Genomic DNA, 16264 nt, shown 5'->3' with positions numbered 1-16264 from the left:
AGGAGCTGTTCATGACCAAGACCGTAATCACCAGCGACAAGGCCCCGGCTGCCATCGGCCCCTATTCCCAAGCCATCAAGGCTGGCAATACCGTCTACATGTCCGGCCAGATCCCACTGGATCCCACTACCATGGAGCTGGTCGAAGGGTTCGAAGCCCAGACCGTGCAGGTCTTCGAGAACCTCAAGTCGGTGGCCGAGGCGGCCGGTGGCTCGTTCAAGGACATCGTCAAGCTCAACATCTTCCTGACCGACCTGGGCCATTTCGCCACGGTCAACGAAGTGATGAGCCGCTATTTCCAGCAGCCCTACCCGGCCCGTGCCGCCATTGGTGTTGCCGCCCTGCCCAAAGGTGCGCAGGTTGAAATGGACGCTATCCTGGTCATCGAATAAGCCGCTTCGCGCGCTGCGGCCACTGGCTGCAGCGCCGTTCGCCAGCAAGGACTTCCTTCATGCGTCACGCGCTCGCCCTATCTCTGGCCGCCCTGTTCCTGGGCGGCTGCGCCAGCCACGAAAACGTGGACCCCAACGGCGTCTGGATCAATCAGAAAGCCATCGATGCCGCGGCCAAGGGCGCAAGCCTGCGCCAGGCGCTGCTGGCCAACGGCCCGACCCTGGAGTGGTCGATCGACACCGCGGCCGGCCAGGCCCGGTTCAGCAATGGCTTCGAAGAGGGCGAAGGCAAGCTGCTGCCCCAGGCCGACGGCCAGCTCAAGGTGGACTTCTACGGTAACGGCGAAGACACCCTGAAGGTCGACGGCGATACCCTGCAGCAGGCAGCGAGCGATAACAGCCCGGTGCAGACGTTCAGCAAGTCGGCGACGCCCGTGCGTGCGGACACGCCAGCGGGCGCCACGTTCGAACAGGCGCTGTATACCGCCTACATGGGCGGCGACTGGAAAGTGGTCGAAGGCCCGGGCAAGGGCGGCGTGGCGCATTTCCTTCCCGACGGCCGCATCGACGGGCTGGCCGGCCTGGATCGCTATGCGCTGTGCCTGGCGGGCGACTGCGCCGCCATGAGTGGCGAGTTCGACAGCATGTGGCTGGAACAGCAACAGCGCGGCAATGCGTTCATCTTTCGTCGCAACGGCAACCAACTGGAAATCCTGCAGGCGCTCAACCAGGCCCAGGATGACGAAATGCCCAACCTGGTGCCCGGCACCCGGCGCTGGTTGCTCAGCAAGTAACACCAGGCGAATGCACGATTATCGTTCCAGCAAGGCTGCGTAGCCCTCACGGTAGGTGGGGTACTGCGGCAGCCAGCCGAGCGCCTTGGCGCGCGCATTGCTGCAGCGCTTGGAACCGGTGCGGCGAATGCTCTGGGTCTGCGACCGATGGGTGACGCCAAGGTACGCCCGCAGCCAGTCCACGACCTCGTGCAGTGCTGCCGGGGCGTCGTCGACACCTATATAGCAATCGTCCAGCACCTCACCCCGAGCATCCGCTTGCAGCACGAACGCCAGCAGGCCGGCGGCATCGTCCGCGTGAATGCGGTTGCCATACAGCGGTGGCTGCGACGCGACCTGATACCCCTCGCGCACCTGAGCCGCCAACCGCTCACGGCCAGGACCATAGATGCCGGTCAAGCGCACAACGGTCGCCGGCACCGGGGCGTTCAGCGCCAGTTGCTCGGCCTTGCGCATCAGCTGCCCGGAAAATCCGCCTGGCGCTACCGGCGAGGTCTCATCGACCCACTCCCCTTCGCTCTGTCCGTACACGCTGCTGCTGGACACGAAGACTATTCGACTGGGTGTCTGCCGGTTCTCTGCCAACCAGGCCAGCACATGGCGCAGACCGTCGACATAGGCCGCCTGATAACCCGCCTCGTCATGCTGGGTGGCGGCCACGCAATACAGCAGGTAATCCAGGGGCTCCCGTGGCCAGGCGTCGGGGCATTGAGCCTGGTGCAGGTCGGCGGCGACGCCGAGCACACCGGTGGGCAGTTGCTCGACCTGTCGCCGCAGGCCGTACACGCGCCAGTCCAGCGCCAACAGACGGCGGGCGACGCGACTGCCGATATCGCCGCAACCGGCTATCAATACAGTGGGTGAGGTCATGCGCAGGGCTCCTGAAAGTCAGGCGTCGAGCCTACCTGCGCCGGGGCTTTGGCGGCCAGCGGAATTAAATAAGTTACATTATTACTTTTGCTAACAAGAATTACTTGCAATAATACTTCCCCAATCTGTTCTCGGCCTTTCGCGAGGCCTTGAAGAACGTTGACCCCTTTTTCTCTCTTCTCAGGTCCGGCCAGCATGATTCGCAAACACCCTTCCGCTTCGCCAAACCAGCCACGCGCTTGGAGCGCCATTGCAGCGTTGCTGCTGGGCCTGGCTATCGCCCCGCTATCATTCGCCGACGCCACCGCTCCGAACAATGCACCCAATACGGCGCCCGCCAGCACCGCAGCCGCGGCACCAGTACCCGCCGCACCGGCCAATGCCGTGCCTGCTGCGGCTCCTGCGCAGGGATCCGAGCAACTGGCCCCGGCGCCGGCCGAGCAGGCGCTGGTCGAGGACACCACCCTGGGCATGGGCCACGACCTGTCGCCCTGGGGCATGTACCAGAACGCCGACATCGTGGTGAAGGCCGTTATGATCGGCCTGGCCATCGCCTCGATCATCACCTGGACCATCTGGATCGCCAAGGGCTTCGAGCTGTTGGGCGCCAAGCGTCGCCTCAAGGGTGAAATTGCCGCGCTGAAGAAGGCCGCCAACCTGAAGCAGGCAAGCGAGACTGCCACGCGCAAGGGCACGCTGGCCAACCTGCTGGTACACGACGCGCTCGAAGAAATGCACCTGTCGGCGAATGCGCGCGAGCGTGAAGGCATAAAGGAGCGCGTCAGCTTCCGCCTCGAGCGCCTGGTAGCTGCCTGCGGCCGCAACATGAGCATGGGCACCGGCGTGCTGGCCACCATCGGTTCCACCGCACCCTTCGTCGGCCTGTTCGGCACCGTGTGGGGCATCATGAACAGCTTCATCGGCATCGCCAAGACCCAGACCACCAACCTGGCGGTGGTCGCACCCGGCATCGCCGAGGCCCTGCTGGCCACGGCACTGGGCCTGGTGGCGGCCATTCCCGCGGTGGTCATCTACAACGTTTTCGCCCGCTCCATCGCCGGCTACAAGGCGCAGGTATCGGACGCTTCGGCGCAGGTGCTGCTGCTGGTCAGCCGCGACCTGGACCACCAGCCAGGCGAGCGTGCAGCTCAGCCGCAGATGGTCAAGGTGGGCTGACCTATGGGCCTGCACCTGAACGAAGGCGGCGATGATCTCGCCGAGAACCATGAAATCAACGTGACGCCGTTCATCGACGTCATGCTGGTGCTGCTGATCATCTTCATGGTCGCGGCCCCCCTGGCGACCGTGGACATCAAGGTCGACCTGCCCGCGTCCACCGCCAAGCCCGCGCCGCGGCCCGAAAAACCAGTATTCCTGAGCGTCAAGGCCGATCAGAACCTGTACGTGGGCGATGACCGGATCGAGCGTGCGCAACTGGGCCAGATCCTCGACGCCAAGACCCACGGTAACAAGGACACGACCATCTTCTTCCGGGCCGACAAGGGCGTGGATTACGGCGACCTGATGGAAGTGATGAACACCCTGCGCGGCGCGGGCTACCTGAAGGTAGGCCTGGTCGGACTCGAGACGGCAGCCAAGCAATGATCACGACGCGCCAGAAAACGACGCGTTATGGTGCCAGCCTGGCGGTAGTCCTCGGCGTGCATGCAGTGGCCGTGGTGATTGCCTTGAACTGGCCCGCGCCGCAGCCTATCGAGCTGCCGCCGCAGGCCATGATGGTGGAGATGGCGCCGCTGCCCGAGCCTGCGCCACCGCCGCCACCCCAGGTCGTCACACCCCCTCCGCCGCCTGAACCGGTGGTCGAGGATCCGTTGCCGAAGCTGGCCGAAGCGCCCAAGCCGACCATCTCCGTGCCCAAGCCGACGCCGCCCAAGCCCAAGCCCAAACCGCAGCCGCCCAAGGTCGAGAAGAAACCCGAACCGCCCAAGGAGCAACCGCCGGCCGAACAGACCGTCGACAGCCGCCCTGCCCCACCGCAACCGGCCAAGCCGGCAGCGCCCGCGCCAAGTGTGCCATCCAACAGCAACGCGCTGCCCAGCTGGCAGAGCGACCTGCTGCGTCATCTGGCCAAGTACAAGAAATACCCCGAAGACGCGCGTCGTCGCGGCATGACCGGGGTCAACCGCTTGCGCTTCGTGGTGGACGCCGACGGCAAGGTGTTGTCTTACTCACTGGCCGGCGGTTCAGGCAGTGCCGCACTGGATCGCGCGACCATGGAGATGATCCGTCGAGCGCAACCCTTGCCCAAGCCGCCGGCCGAGATTCTGGTCAACGGCAGCCTGGAAGTGGTCGCACCTTTCGTCTACTCGCTGGACAAGCGCTGAATCGCGGATATTGATGCGTTTCAGCACGGTTGATAACGTGCGTCTATCGGTTGCAGCCGCTATGCTGGGCTCGCAACTTCATGGACGCACGTTATGACCCTCACAGAATTGCGCTACATCGTTACCCTGGCCCAGGAACAACACTTCGGCCACGCTGCCGAACGCTGCCACGTCAGCCAGCCTACCCTGTCGGTAGGCGTCAAGAAGCTCGAGGACGAGCTCGGCGTGCTGATCTTCGAACGCAGCAAGAGCGCCGTGCGCCTGACCCCGGTGGGTGAAGGCATCGTCGCCCAGGCACAGAAGGTGCTCGAGCAGGCCCAAGGTATTCGCGAACTGGCCCAGGCTGGCAAGAACCAGCTGACGGCCCCGCTCAAGGTCGGCGCCATCTACACCGTCGGCCCGTACCTGTTCCCGCACCTGATTCCGCAGCTGCACCGCGTTGCGCCGCAGATGCCGCTGTACATCGAGGAAAACTTCACTCACATCCTGCGCGACAAGCTGCGCAACGGTGAGCTGGACGCGGTGATCATCGCGCTGCCGTTCAACGAAGCCGATGTACTGACCCTGCCGCTCTATGACGAGCCGTTCTACGTGCTGATGCCTGCCGACCACCCGTGGACGCGCAAGGAAACCATCGACTCGGGCCTGCTCAACGACAAGAGCCTGTTGCTGCTGGGTGAAGGCCACTGCTTCCGCGACCAGGTACTGGAAGCCTGCCCCACCCTGACCAAGGGTTCGGAGGGTGCCAAGCACACCACCGTCGAGTCCAGTTCGCTGGAAACCATTCGGCACATGGTCGCGTCGGGCCTGGGTGTTTCGATCCTGCCGCTGTCGGCAGTCGACAGCCATCACTACGCCCCCGGCATCATCGAAGTCCGCCCACTGACCCCGCCGACGCCGTTCCGCACCGTGGCCATCGCCTGGCGCGCCAGCTTCCCGCGGCCCAAGGCGATCGAGATCCTCGCCGACTCGATCCGTCTGTGTTCGGTGGCCAAACCGGTGGGCCGCGACGCGCCATGACCGAGCTGGCTCAGGTAGCGGTTACCGCGCTCAAGGGCGTGGGCGAGGCCATGGCGGAAAAACTCGCCAAGGTCGGTCTTGAAAACCTGCAGGACGTGTTGTTCCACTTGCCCCTGCGCTATCAGGACCGTACCCGCGTGGTGCCGATCGGCGCCCTGCATCCCGGCCAGGATGCGGTCATCGAGGGGGTGGTCAGTGGCGCCGACGTGTCCATGGGCAAGCGACGCAGCCTGCTGGTACGCCTGGGCGATGGCAGCGGTTCGTTGAGCCTGCGCTTCTATCACTTCAGCAATGCCCAGAAGGAAGCGCTCAAGCGCGGCACGCACCTGCGTTGCTACGGCGAAGCGCGGCCCGGCGCTTCGGGGCTGGAGATCTACCACCCCGAATACCGCGTCCTGACCGGTGAAGAAGACATTCCGGTCGAACAGAACCTGACGCCAATCTACCCGACCACCGAAGGCCTGACCCAGCAGCGTCTGCGTCAGTTGTCCCAGCAGGCCCTCGACCTGCTGGGGCCGCGCAGCCTGCCCGACTGGTTGCCCCTGGAGTTGGCGCGCGAGCATCGACTGGCGCCGCTGGACGAGGCGATCCGCTACCTGCATCGCCCACCACCGGACGCCGATCTCGAGGAGCTTGCGGTCGGTCATCACTGGGCTCAGCACCGCCTGGCCTTCGAAGAGCTGCTGACCCATCAGCTTTCGCAGCAACGCCTGCGCGAAAGCCTGCGTGCCCAGCGTGCACCCGCCCTGCCCCTGGCCAAAGACCTGCCGGGGCGCTACCTGCACAACCTGGGTTTTGCACCGACCGGGGCGCAGCGTCGGGTCGGCGCGGAAATAGCCTACGACCTGAGTCAGCCGGAGCCGATGCTGCGCCTGGTGCAGGGCGACGTCGGCGCCGGCAAGACGGTGGTGGCTGCGCTGGCTGCGCTGCAGGCGCTGGAGGCGGGCTATCAGGTTGCCCTGATGGCGCCGACCGAGATTCTCGCCGAACAGCATTTCATCACCTTCCAGCGCTGGCTCGAACCGCTGGGCATCGAAGTCGCGTGGCTGGCCGGCAAGCTCAAGGGCAAGGCGCGGGTCAGTGCACTGGAGCGTATCGTCGGCGGCGCGCCCATGGTGGTGGGTACCCATGCGCTGTTTCAAGCCGAAGTGCAGTTCGCCCGCCTGGCCCTGGTGATCATCGATGAGCAGCATCGTTTCGGCGTGCAGCAACGTCTGGCGCTGCGGCAGAAAGGCGTGGGCGGCACCCTGTGCCCGCACCAGTTGATCATGACCGCCACGCCCATCCCGCGGACCTTGGCCATGAGCGCCTACGCCGACCTCGACACCTCGGTGCTCGACGAGCTGCCACCCGGGCGCACGCCGGTCAACACGGTGCTGGTGGCCGACAGCCGTCGCCCGGAAGTGGTGGAGCGGGTGCGCGCCGCCTGTGCCGAGGGCCGCCAGGCCTATTGGGTCTGCACCCTGATCGAGGAATCCGAAGAGCTGACCTGTCAGGCCGCGCAGAGTACCTTCGAAGAGCTGACCCTGGCCCTTGGCGAGCTGCGCGTCGGACTGATCCACGGGCGCATGAAGCCGGTCGAGAAGGCCGCGGTGATGGCGCTGTTCAAGGCCGGCGAACTGCAGCTGCTGATCGCTACCACGGTGATCGAAGTCGGGGTCGATGTACCCAACTCCAGCCTGATGATCATCGAGAACCCGGAACGTCTCGGGCTTGCCCAGCTTCACCAGTTGCGCGGTCGAGTCGGTCGCGGCAGTGCCGCCAGCCACTGCGTGCTGCTCTACCACCCGCCACTGTCGCAGATCGGTCGGGAACGGCTGGGCATCATGCGCGAGACCAATGACGGCTTCGTGATCGCCGAAAAGGACCTGCAGCTGCGGGGCCCTGGCGAGATGCTCGGCACCCGGCAGACCGGACTGCTGCAGTTCAAGGTCGCCGACCTGATGCGCGACGCCGACCTGCTGCCGGCCGTGCGCTACGCTGCCCAAGTGCTGATCGAACGCTGGCCCGGGCACGTCACGCCGCTGCTGGAACGCTGGCTGCGCCACGGGCAGCAATACGGTCAAGTCTGACGCGCGCCGGAAACTTGCGCGATAGAGGTCTCGGTTTCCCAGACAAGCTGAGTATACTGAGACGAATGTAGGACAATGGATGCAGACCATGAATGAATATGCGCTGGAAGCCGTCACTCCGCACGCCGCCTCGGTGATCCAGAAGATGCTCGACGATTTCGGCATCGCCTGGAGCCAGGTGGACGCACAGCACGTGACCGCTGCCGATGCCAGTCGTACGATCCAGGCCGTGCTGCTGGCCGATGCGATCGGCGCGCTCATGGTGCTGTTTCCGCAGAGCAAGCTGCTGGACCTCAGCCGCCTGGCCGAATTGACTGGGCGCAAGCTCACCGCGGTGCCCGAAGAGCGCCTGATGAAGATGCTGGGCAAGCACCAGCTGACCGTGCTCCCGGCCCTGCCGATCCTCACCAGTTCGCCGTGCCTGTACGATGAGCGCCTGATGCTCGAACCCACGCTGCTGATCAGTTCCGGGGAACCGGGTACATGGCTGGAGATCAGCGGCGACGATTTCCGCAAGATGCTCACCAAGGCCAGCTCGGGCGTGTTTGGCGAACCACTGGCCAATGTTCGCCCCAACCTTGATCGTCCCGACGACGACAGCCAGGAAATCGACCGCGCCGTGCAGAATTTCACTGCACGGCGAATCCAGCAGCGCCTGGAGTCGACCATCGAGATTCCACCGCTGGCGGCCACTGCGCAGAAAATCATCAAGCTGCGTGTCGACCCCAACGCGACCATCGACGACATCACCGGCGTGGTCGAAACCGACCCGGCGCTGGCCGCGCAAGTGGTCAGCTGGGCCGCTTCACCCTACTACGCGTCACCGGGCAAGATCCGTTCGGTGGAAGATGCCATCGTCCGCGTGCTGGGTTTCGACCTGGTCATCAACCTGGCGCTGGGCCTCGCCCTGGGCAAGACCATGAGCCTGCCCAAGGATCATCCTCAGCACGCCACGCCCTACTGGCACCAGTCCATCTACGTCGCAGCGGTGATCGAAGGCCTGACGCGTGCCATGCCTCGGGCCAGTCGTCCGGAGGCAGGCCTCACTTATCTGGCCGGTTTGCTGCACAACTTTGGCTACCTGCTGCTCGCCCACGTCTTTCCGCCGCATTTTTCCTTGATCTGTCGCCACCTGGAGGTCAATCCGCATCTGCAACATGACTTCGTCGAGCAGCACCTGCTGGGTGTCACCCGCGAGCAGATGGGTGCCTGGCTGATGCGCTATTGGGAAATGCCGGAAGAGCTGAGCACGGCGCTGCGCTTTCAGCATGACCCTGGCTACACCGGCGAGCACGCCGCCTACGCCAACCTGGTCTGCCTGGCCATCCGCTTGCTGCGCAGCCGCGGTATCGGCAGTGGCGAGCAACACATTCCGGACGCCCTGCTCGAACGCCTGGAGCTGAGCCGAGACAAGGCCGAAGATGTCGTGAGCAAGGTGCTGGAAGCCGAAGCGCTGTTGCGCGAGCTGGCCCACCAGTTCGACTGACCGGTGCGCGGGTGCCTCAGCGCTTTTTCGGCCTGAGGTACTTCATCGCGCCCTGGAACCACACGACCAGTGCCGGATTGCCCTTGATCTGAATGTGCTTGTCCTGGATGCCTTGCATGAAGGCCAGCTGTTTATTGCTGGCCTGCAAGGTGTCGTAGCCGTATCCGGCATCCCTGAAGGCAATCGCGAAGGCCGGCTGCGCCACGCTGCCGCTGCGGCTGGTCACGCGTTGATCACGCACGGTGAAGTGCCGGGCGATCTTGCCGTCCTGTGTCTGCAGCTGGAACACCAGGTCCTTGTCCTTGAGTTGCTGGGCGAATGCCGGATTGTTGCGGCAGGCGCGGGCCATCATCAGGCCCATGGCCCAGAGCAGAAGGCGGAATTTCATGGCGAAGTCTCGGCACGGGAAAGTGCCGGAGAGTGTACCGGCAATGCCTTGGCCAAGGCAGCCCGGCTACGCCTGGGCACGATGTTTGGCAGGTATGCCGGCAGTGGCGGCGGCGCGTACGTCGCAGGCACCCGGCGAACCGGGTGCCATGGGACTGCGCTCAGCGGCGCGGCAGCAGACACCTCACTTGGTGGTGTTCACGCTGTCCTTGAGAGATTTCCCAGGCTTGAAGGCAACGGTATTGCTGGCCTTGATCTTCACCGGCTCGCCGGTCTGCGGATTCTTGCCGGTGCGGGCGCCGCGGTGACGCTGGATGAAGGTGCCGAAGCCCACCAGGGTGACACTGTCCTTGCGATGCAGTGCGCCGGTGATTTCTTCGAGTACGGCATTCAAGACGCGGTTGGCCTGTTCCTTGGTCAGGTCCGCTTTTTCAGCAATGGCATCTACGAGCTCTGGTTTACGCATGGTGAAGCCTCTCATTGACGGTTTTTGTTTTTATTGGCGGCTGCCTGGAGGACGGCGACGCCCAACTCGCCGCAGGCTCTACGCTGCGGCAGACGGAGTGAGAATGGCACGCTGCACGAGGGCGCGCCAGTGTCTGCCACGGGTTTGTTGCGGCCAGGCGCCGGTTATTCCGACAGAACGGCGCCGATCTGCACGCCGGGCCTGCCTGTGGGTAGCAATCAGCCGATCTCGATCATTTCGAAATCCATCTTGCCCACGCCACAATCGGGGCAAAGCCAGTCCTCGGGCACGTCTTCCCAGCGGGTTCCGGGGATGATCCCGTCCTCGGGCCAGCCATCGGCTTCGTTGTAGATCAGGCCACAGACGATACATTGCCACTTCTTCATCATTTCCCCTTGGTATTCAGGCGGTCTGGCGGGCGCTCGATGGTGTGACGTTGTCGCCCGGCTCTCGCGGTTTGTACTGATCAACGCCGTGCGATGCAAGCTTCATCAGGCGCGGGCAGCCAATCGGCGTTGGCAAACATGATAAGCTCGGCGTCTTTCCGGCCGACCCGATCCACTACCGTGCCCCACTCAGGATACCCCTCCCCCGATTGGCAATGCCTGGCCGATGCCGAACCGCTGGTACGCGACTGGCTGTTCGACCCAGGCTCCCTGACCCGCCGCTTGGTCCAGCTCAGCGATGATCATTTCGGCGTCACCGTGCTGCTGCAGGACTGGCAGCCGCTGCGCGATGAAGAATGCCTGGCGCTGGGGGTGCCGCCGGCCAGCCAGGGCTGGGTGCGCGAGGTCTGCCTGCTCGGTCACGGCCAGCCATGGGTGTTTGCCCGCAGCGTGGCGGCGCGCAGCGGCCTGCAGGCCAGCGACCTGGACCTGCAGGCGCTGGGCAACCGTTCGCTGGGCGAGCTGTTGTTCTGCGACCCGGCGTTCGTCCGCGGCCCCATCCAGACCTGCCGCTACCCGGCCCGGTGGCTGCCCGCGCAGCAGGCTGGCGAGGGCCTGTGGGCGCGGCGCTCGCGTTTCGACCGCGGCCCGTTGGCGGTGCTGGTTGCCGAAGTATTCCTGCCGCCGCTGTGGCAAGCCGTTCGTACCCAAGTGGAGAGCCGTTGATGTACCAGAGCCTGCTCAAGTCGCTGAACCGGCTGAACCCGCGCGCCTGGGATTTCGTCCAGCTCACGCGCATGGACAAGCCCATCGGCGTCTACCTGCTGCTCTGGCCGACGCTGTGGGCCTTGTGGATCGCCGGCGAAGGTCGGCCTTCGCTGGCCAACCTGGCGATTTTCGTTGCCGGCGTGGTGTTGATGCGTGCGGCCGGCTGCGTGATCAACGATTTCGCCGACCGCAAGGTCGACGGACACGTCAAGCGTACCGAAGCGCGGCCACTGGTCAGCGGCAAGATCAGCAGCAAGGAAGCACTGGTGTTCTTTGCCGTACTGGTCAGCATCAGTTTCATTCTGGTGCTGTGCACCAACGCCCAGACCATCGGCCTGTCGGTCGGCGGTCTGGTATTGGCGGCGAGCTACCCGTTCATGAAGCGCTACACCTACTACCCACAGGTGGTGCTGGGCATGGCGTTCTCGTGGGGCATGCCGATGGCGTTCACCGCCGAAACCGGCGAGCTGCCAGCCGCCGCCTGGCTGCTGTGGATCGCCAACCTGCTGTGGACGGTGGCCTACGATACCTATTACGCCATGACCGACCGCGACGACGACCTGCGCATCGGGGTGAAGTCGACCGCCATCCTGTTCGGCGCTGCCGATCGGTTGATCATCGTCATGCTGCAGGGGCTGGCGCTGGCCTGCCTGCTGCTGGCCGGCGCGCGGTTCGGCCTCGGCGGCTGGTTTCATGCAGGCCTGGCGGTAGCCGCCGTGTGCTTCGGCTGGCAGTGGTGGCACAGCCGCGAGCGCGAGCGGATGGCCTGCTTCAGGGCGTTTCTGCACAACCACTGGGTGGGCCTGGCGATTTTCGTCGGTATCGTGCTCGACTATGCCTTGCGTTGAGGCGCGTTGCGTCGATGCCGTCCCTGGCAGCTGCAGCGTAGCGCGCGAAGCGGATCAGTCTTCTACAGGGCGCGCCACCTGCCAGGCATTCTCCTTCTTGCCATCGCCACTGGTTTCGCCAGGCTTCTTGTCGCCCTTGTAGGTGTACAGCGGGCTGCCCATGTAGGCCCACTGCAGGCTGCCGTCGTCACGGCTGAGCACGGTCCAGTCGCCATCGTCGCTGGCGCCCTTGTCGGCCATCAGCGGCGGCCAGTTCTTGGCGCAGTCGGCGTTGCACGTCGATTTGCCGTCTTCGTCCTCGGCGTAGGTATAGAGCGTCATGCCGCGACCATCGACGAATGCCTTGCCCGGTTCCAGGCGCGGATGATCGGCGGCCATCGCCATGCCGGACAGCGTCAGCGCCAAGGCGCCACACAGGGCCGTCCAGGCCGAAGTCGTGCGAGTCTTCATGAGTGCTTCTCGTCTTCAATGAACAGGGATTTACAGCTTAGTACAGTCTGACTAATTTGATACGCTCGAACACCTGTCACACGACTGCAATAATTGCGTTATCTAATGCGGCGCATGACAGGGTAATGACAAGAGGTTCGCACAATGGCTGGCAGGAGCATTCTCATCGTCGACGATGAGGCACCGATCCGCGAAATGATCGCCGTGGCCCTGGAAATGGCAGGCTACGACAGCCTCGAGGCGGAGAACGCGCAGCAGGCCCACGCGATCATCGTCGACCGCAAACCCGATCTCATCCTGCTCGACTGGATGCTGCCCGGCACCTCGGGCATCGAATTGGCCCGGCGCCTCAAGCGCGACGAGCTGACCGGCGATATCCCGATCATCATGCTCACCGCCAAGGGCGAGGAAGACAACAAGATCCAGGGCCTGGAAGTCGGTGCCGACGACTACATCACCAAGCCGTTCTCGCCGCGCGAACTGGTGGCCCGGCTCAAGGCCGTGCTGCGCCGCGCCGGCCCCAGCGATGGCGAATCGCCGATCGAAGTCGGCGGCCTGCTGCTCGACCCGATCAGCCATCGCGTCACCATCGACGGCAAGCCTGCCGAAATGGGCCCCACCGAATACCGCCTGCTGCAGTTCTTCATGACCCATCAGGAGCGTGCCTACACCCGCGGGCAGTTGCTCGACCAGGTCTGGGGTGGCAACGTCTATGTCGAAGAGCGCACCGTGGACGTGCATATCCGGCGCCTGCGCAAAGCCCTGGGTGACGCCTACGAAAATCTGGTACAAACCGTGCGCGGCACCGGTTACCGCTTCTCCACCAAGAGCTGAACCGGCAGGCTTTCACAGCAAAGGATGCGCGATACGTGAAACAAGACTGGTATGCCACCCTGGTGCGTCACATGCTGCTGCTGGTGGCGGGGTGCCTGTTGGTCGGGATGCTCACTGGCCACTACGGCTGGTGCCTGGCAGCGGGGCTGGCGGTGTACCTGGCCTGGACCCTCAAGCAACTGTTGCGCCTGCACCGCTGGCTGCGCGAGCACCAGCCCGACCAACCGCCGCCCGACGGTTATGGCCTGTGGGGTGAAGTGTTCGACAGCATCTATCACATGCAGCGCCGCGATCAGCGCGCGCGCGGGCGGCTGCAGGCCGTGATCGACCGCGTGCAGGAGTCCACTGCGGCGCTGCGCGATGCGGTGATCATGCTCGACGCCGACGGCAACCTGGAATGGTGGAACCGCGCCGCCGAAACCCTGCTGGGGCTCAAGACCCCACAGGACAGCGGCCAACCGGTGACCAACCTGATACGCCATCCACGCTTCAAGGAATACTTTGCGCACGAGCAGTACGCCGAGCCTCTGGAAATCCCCTCGCCGGTCAACGACCGCCTGCGCGTGCAGTTTCTGATCACCCGCTACGGCAACAACGAACACCTGATGCTGGTGCGCGATGTGACCCGCATTCATCAGCTGGAGCAGATGCGCAAGGATTTCGTGGCCAACGTGTCCCACGAGCTGCGCACGCCGCTGACGGTGATCACCGGCTACCTGGAAACCCTCCTGGACAACGTCGAAAACGTCAATCCACGCTGGACCCGGGCCCTGCAGCAGATGGAGCAGCAAGGCGTGCGCATGCAGACCCTGCTCAACGATCTGCTGTTGCTGGCCAAACTGGAAGCCACCGACTACCCCTCGGACAACCTGCCGGTGGCGGTCACGCCTCTGCTGCAGAGCATCGTCAGCGACGCGCGGGCCTTGTCCGGGCCGCGTAACCAGACGATCAGCCTGGACATCGAAAACGATGTACTGCTCAAGGGCAGCGAGGCCGAGTTGCGCAGTGCGTTCTCCAACCTGGTGTTCAACGCGGTGAAATACACGCCGGAACAGGGGACCATCCGCGTGCGCTGCTGGGCCGATGCCCAGGGCGCCCATCTGCGGGTCCAGGACTCGGGAATCGGCATCGACGCCAAGCACCTGCCGCGCCTCACCGAACGCTTCTACCGAGTGGACTCGAGCCGGGCTTCCAACACCGGCGGTACCGGGCTGGGCCTGGCCATCGTCAAGCACGTGCTGCTGCGCCATCGGGCCACGCTGGAGATCAGCAGCGTGCCGGGCCGTGGCAGCCTCTTCACCTGCCACTTCTCGGCGGTGCAGGTGGTGATTCGGTAACCGCGCAGGGCGCGATCCTGTCGCAGGCGCGGCCATTGGCCGCGAAGCAGGCGCTACGGTGCAGGGGGGAGCGGCGCGCCCTTCGCGGCCACGGACCGCTCCTACGGGAATCGTGGTGTTCCTGTAGGAGCGGTCATTGGCCGCGAAGCAGGCGCTACGGTGCAGGGGGGAGCGGCGCGCCCTTCGCGGCCACGGACCGATCCTACGGGAATCGTGGTGTTCCTGCAGGAGAGGCCATTGGCCGCGAAGCAGGCGCTGCAGTCTGTTGGGAGAACGCTGCATATGGCAGCCTTATCGGCGCACCCCACTAGGCAAGTGCCCGCCCAGCCGTTACATTGCCAAACACATTACCCGCGCCGGGTATCGCCTCACTTCCCTTCCAGCACACGGACACCGTAAAACGCCACCATGGACCCTTCCACAGGCATCTCCCTTTCGTCATTGTTCGCCGACTTCGGCATGATTCTTTTCGCTCTGTTCCTGGTATTGCTCAACGGCTTCTTCGTTGCCGCCGAGTTCGCCATGGTCAAACTGCGCTCGACCCGCGTGGAAGCCATCGCCAAGAAGCATGGATGGCGCGGCAGCATCCTGCGTACCGTGCACAGCCAGCTGGACGCCTACCTGTCCGCCTGCCAGTTGGGCATCACCCTGGCCTCGCTGGGCCTGGGCTGGGTCGGTGAACCGGCGTTCGCGCACATACTCGAACCCCTGCTGGGCGCAGTCGGCGTGCAGTCGCCGGAAGTGATCAAGGGCGTGTCGTTCTTCAGTGCCTTCTTCGTCATCTCCTACCTGCACATCGTGGTCGGCGAGCTGGCGCCCAAGTCCTGGGCAATCCGCAAGCCCGAGCTGCTGTCGATGTGGACGGCCGTGCCGCTGTATCTGTTCTACTGGGCGATGTACCCGGCCATCTACCTGCTCAACGCCAGCGCCAACGGCATTCTGCGCATCGCCGGCCAGGGCGAGCCCGGCCCGCACCACGAACATCACTACAGCCGCGACGAGCTCAAGCTGATCCTGCATTCGAGCCGTGGCCAGGACCCCAGTGACCAAGGCATGCGCGTGCTGGCGTCGGCAGTGGAGATGGGCGAGCTGGAAGTGGTCGACTGGGCCAACTCCCGCGAAGACCTGGTGAGCCTGGAATTCAACGCGCCGCTCAAGGAAATCCTGGCGATGTTTCGCCGGCATAAATTCAGCCGCTATCCGGTGTACGACACCGAGCGCGAGGAATTCGTCGGCCTGTTGCACATCAAGGACCTGCTGCTGGAGCTGGCCGCACTCGACCACCTGCCGGAGTCGTTCAACCTGGCCGAGCTGACCCGCCCGTTGGAGCGCGTATCGCGGCACATGCCGCTGTCGCGCCTGCTGGAGCAGTTCCGCAAAGGCGGCGCACACTTCGCCCTGGTGGAGGAAGCAGACGGCAAGATCATCGGTTATCTGACCATGGAAGACGTGCTGGAAGTCTTGGTCGGCGATATTCAGGACGAACACCGCAAGGCCGAGCGCGGCATCCTCGCCTATCAGCCCGGCAAGCTGCTGGTGCGTGGCGACACGCCGCTGTTCAAGGTCGAGCGGCTGTTGGGCGTGGACCTGGATCACATCGAGGCGGAAACCCTGGCAGGCTTGATCTACGAGACCCTCAAGCGAGTGCCCGAGGAAGAAGAGCTGCTGGAAGTCGAAGGGCTGCGCATCATCATCAAGAAGATGAAGGGGCCCAAGATCATCCTGGCCAAGGTGCTCAAGATCGAGTGATGTGTGGCAGGTCGGTGCCAGCTGCGAGCAGGCCGGGCACTGTGCAGTGACCTTGCTGGC

Annotated in this window: 18 protein-coding genes; 13 read left to right on the top strand and 5 right to left on the bottom strand. The window is 64.5% G+C overall.

The annotated features are described in order from the left end of the window. Positions 1-11 precede the first annotated feature (11 nt). Both H7993_RS13295 and H7993_RS13290 read left to right on the top strand, forming a co-directional pair. Entirely contained in the window at positions 12-392 is a 381-nt protein-coding gene (locus tag H7993_RS13295) for a RidA family protein (RefSeq protein WP_122716145.1), read from the top strand. A 59-nt stretch (positions 393-451) separates the two neighbouring features. After that, positions 452-1186 carry a hypothetical protein gene (locus H7993_RS13290; protein ID WP_185794665.1) on the top strand — a complete coding sequence of 245 codons (735 nt, stop codon included), beginning with the start codon at positions 452-454 and terminating at the stop codon, positions 1184-1186. An 18-nt stretch (positions 1187-1204) separates the two neighbouring features. Here the strand turns inward: H7993_RS13290 and H7993_RS13285 are convergent, their stop codons facing one another. Continuing rightward, complete coding sequence (locus H7993_RS13285) at positions 1205-2056, bottom strand: SDR family oxidoreductase (RefSeq protein ID WP_185794664.1); 852 nt, start codon at positions 2054-2056, stop codon at positions 1205-1207. A gap of 195 nt (positions 2057-2251) precedes the next feature. Here H7993_RS13285 and exbB point away from each other — a divergent pair, with 195 nt between their 5' ends. The 6 genes from exbB (at position 2252) to H7993_RS13255 (ending at position 8979) form a co-directional block, all read left to right on the top strand. Continuing rightward, complete coding sequence (gene exbB, locus H7993_RS13280) at positions 2252-3232, top strand: tonB-system energizer ExbB (RefSeq protein WP_185794663.1); 981 nt, start codon at positions 2252-2254, stop codon at positions 3230-3232. A gap of 3 nt (positions 3233-3235) precedes the next feature. Continuing rightward, complete coding sequence (gene exbD, locus H7993_RS13275) at positions 3236-3661, top strand: TonB system transport protein ExbD (protein WP_122479972.1); 426 nt, start codon at positions 3236-3238, stop codon at positions 3659-3661. Further along, positions 3658-4401 (top strand): energy transducer TonB, encoded by a 744-nt coding sequence (locus H7993_RS13270; RefSeq protein WP_122479973.1) that lies wholly within the window; start codon positions 3658-3660, stop codon positions 4399-4401. Before exbD ends, H7993_RS13270 begins: the two co-directional genes overlap by 4 nt. A gap of 93 nt (positions 4402-4494) precedes the next feature. Continuing rightward, a complete protein-coding gene (locus H7993_RS13265; RefSeq protein WP_122479974.1) occupies positions 4495-5421 on the top strand; it encodes a hydrogen peroxide-inducible genes activator in 927 nt (308 codons plus the stop codon). Further along, complete coding sequence (recG, locus tag H7993_RS13260; protein WP_185794662.1) at positions 5418-7493, top strand: ATP-dependent DNA helicase RecG; 2076 nt, start codon at positions 5418-5420, stop codon at positions 7491-7493. The genes H7993_RS13265 and recG overlap by 4 nt, the downstream gene beginning before the upstream one ends. Before the next feature lie 88 nt (positions 7494-7581). Then, positions 7582-8979 carry an aminoacyl-tRNA deacylase and HDOD domain-containing protein gene (locus H7993_RS13255; RefSeq protein WP_185794661.1) on the top strand — a complete coding sequence of 466 codons (1398 nt, stop codon included), beginning with the start codon at positions 7582-7584 and terminating at the stop codon, positions 8977-8979. A 16-nt stretch (positions 8980-8995) separates the two neighbouring features. Here the strand turns inward: H7993_RS13255 and H7993_RS13250 are convergent, their stop codons facing one another. The 3 genes from H7993_RS13250 to H7993_RS13240 form a co-directional block, all read right to left on the bottom strand. Next, complete coding sequence (locus H7993_RS13250; protein WP_185794660.1) at positions 8996-9367, bottom strand: helicase; 372 nt, start codon at positions 9365-9367, stop codon at positions 8996-8998. Between the two features lie 183 nt (positions 9368-9550). Next, positions 9551-9832 carry an HU family DNA-binding protein gene (locus H7993_RS13245; RefSeq protein ID WP_122479976.1) on the bottom strand — a complete coding sequence of 94 codons (282 nt, stop codon included), beginning with the start codon at positions 9830-9832 and terminating at the stop codon, positions 9551-9553. 218 nt (positions 9833-10050) lie between these two features. Next, complete coding sequence (locus H7993_RS13240; protein WP_122479977.1) at positions 10051-10218, bottom strand: rubredoxin; 168 nt, start codon at positions 10216-10218, stop codon at positions 10051-10053. A 180-nt stretch (positions 10219-10398) separates the two neighbouring features. Here H7993_RS13240 and H7993_RS13235 point away from each other — a divergent pair, with 180 nt between their 5' ends. After that, on the top strand, positions 10399-10944 hold the full coding sequence (locus H7993_RS13235) for a chorismate--pyruvate lyase family protein (RefSeq protein WP_425312015.1): 546 nt from the start codon (positions 10399-10401) through the stop codon (positions 10942-10944). Beyond that, positions 10944-11834 carry a 4-hydroxybenzoate octaprenyltransferase gene (gene ubiA / locus H7993_RS13230; protein ID WP_185794658.1) on the top strand — a complete coding sequence of 297 codons (891 nt, stop codon included), beginning with the start codon at positions 10944-10946 and terminating at the stop codon, positions 11832-11834. The genes H7993_RS13235 and ubiA overlap by 1 nt, the downstream gene beginning before the upstream one ends. A gap of 54 nt (positions 11835-11888) precedes the next feature. Here ubiA and H7993_RS13225 read toward each other — a convergent pair whose 3' ends face one another. Next, positions 11889-12284, bottom strand: coding sequence for a COG4315 family predicted lipoprotein (locus H7993_RS13225; protein WP_122479980.1), 396 nt, complete (start codon positions 12282-12284; stop codon positions 11889-11891). 144 nt (positions 12285-12428) lie between these two features. Here H7993_RS13225 and phoB point away from each other — a divergent pair, with 144 nt between their 5' ends. The 3 genes from phoB (at position 12429) to H7993_RS13210 (ending at position 16204) form a co-directional block, all read left to right on the top strand. Continuing rightward, positions 12429-13118 carry a phosphate regulon transcriptional regulator PhoB gene (gene phoB / locus H7993_RS13220; protein WP_122479981.1) on the top strand — a complete coding sequence of 230 codons (690 nt, stop codon included), beginning with the start codon at positions 12429-12431 and terminating at the stop codon, positions 13116-13118. A gap of 71 nt (positions 13119-13189) precedes the next feature. Beyond that, the gene (phoR, locus tag H7993_RS13215) at positions 13190-14455 is read left to right on the top strand and encodes a phosphate regulon sensor histidine kinase PhoR (protein WP_197975906.1); all 1266 of its coding nucleotides are present in this window, start codon (positions 13190-13192) and stop codon (positions 14453-14455) included. A 408-nt stretch (positions 14456-14863) separates the two neighbouring features. Beyond that, complete coding sequence (locus H7993_RS13210) at positions 14864-16204, top strand: hemolysin family protein (RefSeq protein WP_043192150.1); 1341 nt, start codon at positions 14864-14866, stop codon at positions 16202-16204. The last annotated feature ends 60 nt before the right edge of the window (positions 16205-16264 follow it).

This window comes from Pseudomonas baltica, assembly GCF_014235765.1.
Taxonomy (GTDB): domain Bacteria; phylum Pseudomonadota; class Gammaproteobacteria; order Pseudomonadales; family Pseudomonadaceae; genus Aquipseudomonas; species Aquipseudomonas baltica.
The sequence above is the reverse complement of the archived record's forward strand: the minus strand, read 5'-3'. Positions and strand labels throughout refer to the sequence as shown.

Bases quoted from the DNA above. Each gene is read 5' to 3' on its own strand.
- H7993_RS13295 (WP_122716145.1), top strand. From the start codon at position 12: ATGACCAAGACCGTAATCACCAGCGACAAGGCCCCGGCTGCCATCGGC.
- H7993_RS13290 (WP_185794665.1), top strand. From the start codon at position 452: ATGCGTCACGCGCTCGCCCTATCTCTGGCCGCCCTGTTCCTGGGCGGC.
- H7993_RS13285 (WP_185794664.1), bottom strand. From the start codon at position 2,056: ATGACCTCACCCACTGTATTGATAGCCGGTTGCGGCGATATCGGCAGT.
- exbB (WP_185794663.1), top strand. From the start codon at position 2,252: ATGATTCGCAAACACCCTTCCGCTTCGCCAAACCAGCCACGCGCTTGG.
- exbD (WP_122479972.1), top strand. From the start codon at position 3,236: ATGGGCCTGCACCTGAACGAAGGCGGCGATGATCTCGCCGAGAACCAT.
- H7993_RS13270 (WP_122479973.1), top strand. From the start codon at position 3,658: ATGATCACGACGCGCCAGAAAACGACGCGTTATGGTGCCAGCCTGGCG.
- H7993_RS13265 (WP_122479974.1), top strand. From the start codon at position 4,495: ATGACCCTCACAGAATTGCGCTACATCGTTACCCTGGCCCAGGAACAA.
- recG (WP_185794662.1), top strand. From the start codon at position 5,418: ATGACCGAGCTGGCTCAGGTAGCGGTTACCGCGCTCAAGGGCGTGGGC.
- H7993_RS13255 (WP_185794661.1), top strand. From the start codon at position 7,582: ATGAATGAATATGCGCTGGAAGCCGTCACTCCGCACGCCGCCTCGGTG.
- H7993_RS13250 (WP_185794660.1), bottom strand. From the start codon at position 9,367: ATGAAATTCCGCCTTCTGCTCTGGGCCATGGGCCTGATGATGGCCCGC.
- H7993_RS13245 (WP_122479976.1), bottom strand. From the start codon at position 9,832: ATGCGTAAACCAGAGCTCGTAGATGCCATTGCTGAAAAAGCGGACCTG.
- H7993_RS13240 (WP_122479977.1), bottom strand. From the start codon at position 10,218: ATGAAGAAGTGGCAATGTATCGTCTGTGGCCTGATCTACAACGAAGCC.
- ubiA (WP_185794658.1), top strand. From the start codon at position 10,944: ATGTACCAGAGCCTGCTCAAGTCGCTGAACCGGCTGAACCCGCGCGCC.
- H7993_RS13225 (WP_122479980.1), bottom strand. From the start codon at position 12,284: ATGAAGACTCGCACGACTTCGGCCTGGACGGCCCTGTGTGGCGCCTTG.
- phoB (WP_122479981.1), top strand. From the start codon at position 12,429: ATGGCTGGCAGGAGCATTCTCATCGTCGACGATGAGGCACCGATCCGC.
- phoR (WP_197975906.1), top strand. From the start codon at position 13,190: ATGCTGCTGCTGGTGGCGGGGTGCCTGTTGGTCGGGATGCTCACTGGC.
- H7993_RS13210 (WP_043192150.1), top strand. From the start codon at position 14,864: ATGGACCCTTCCACAGGCATCTCCCTTTCGTCATTGTTCGCCGACTTC.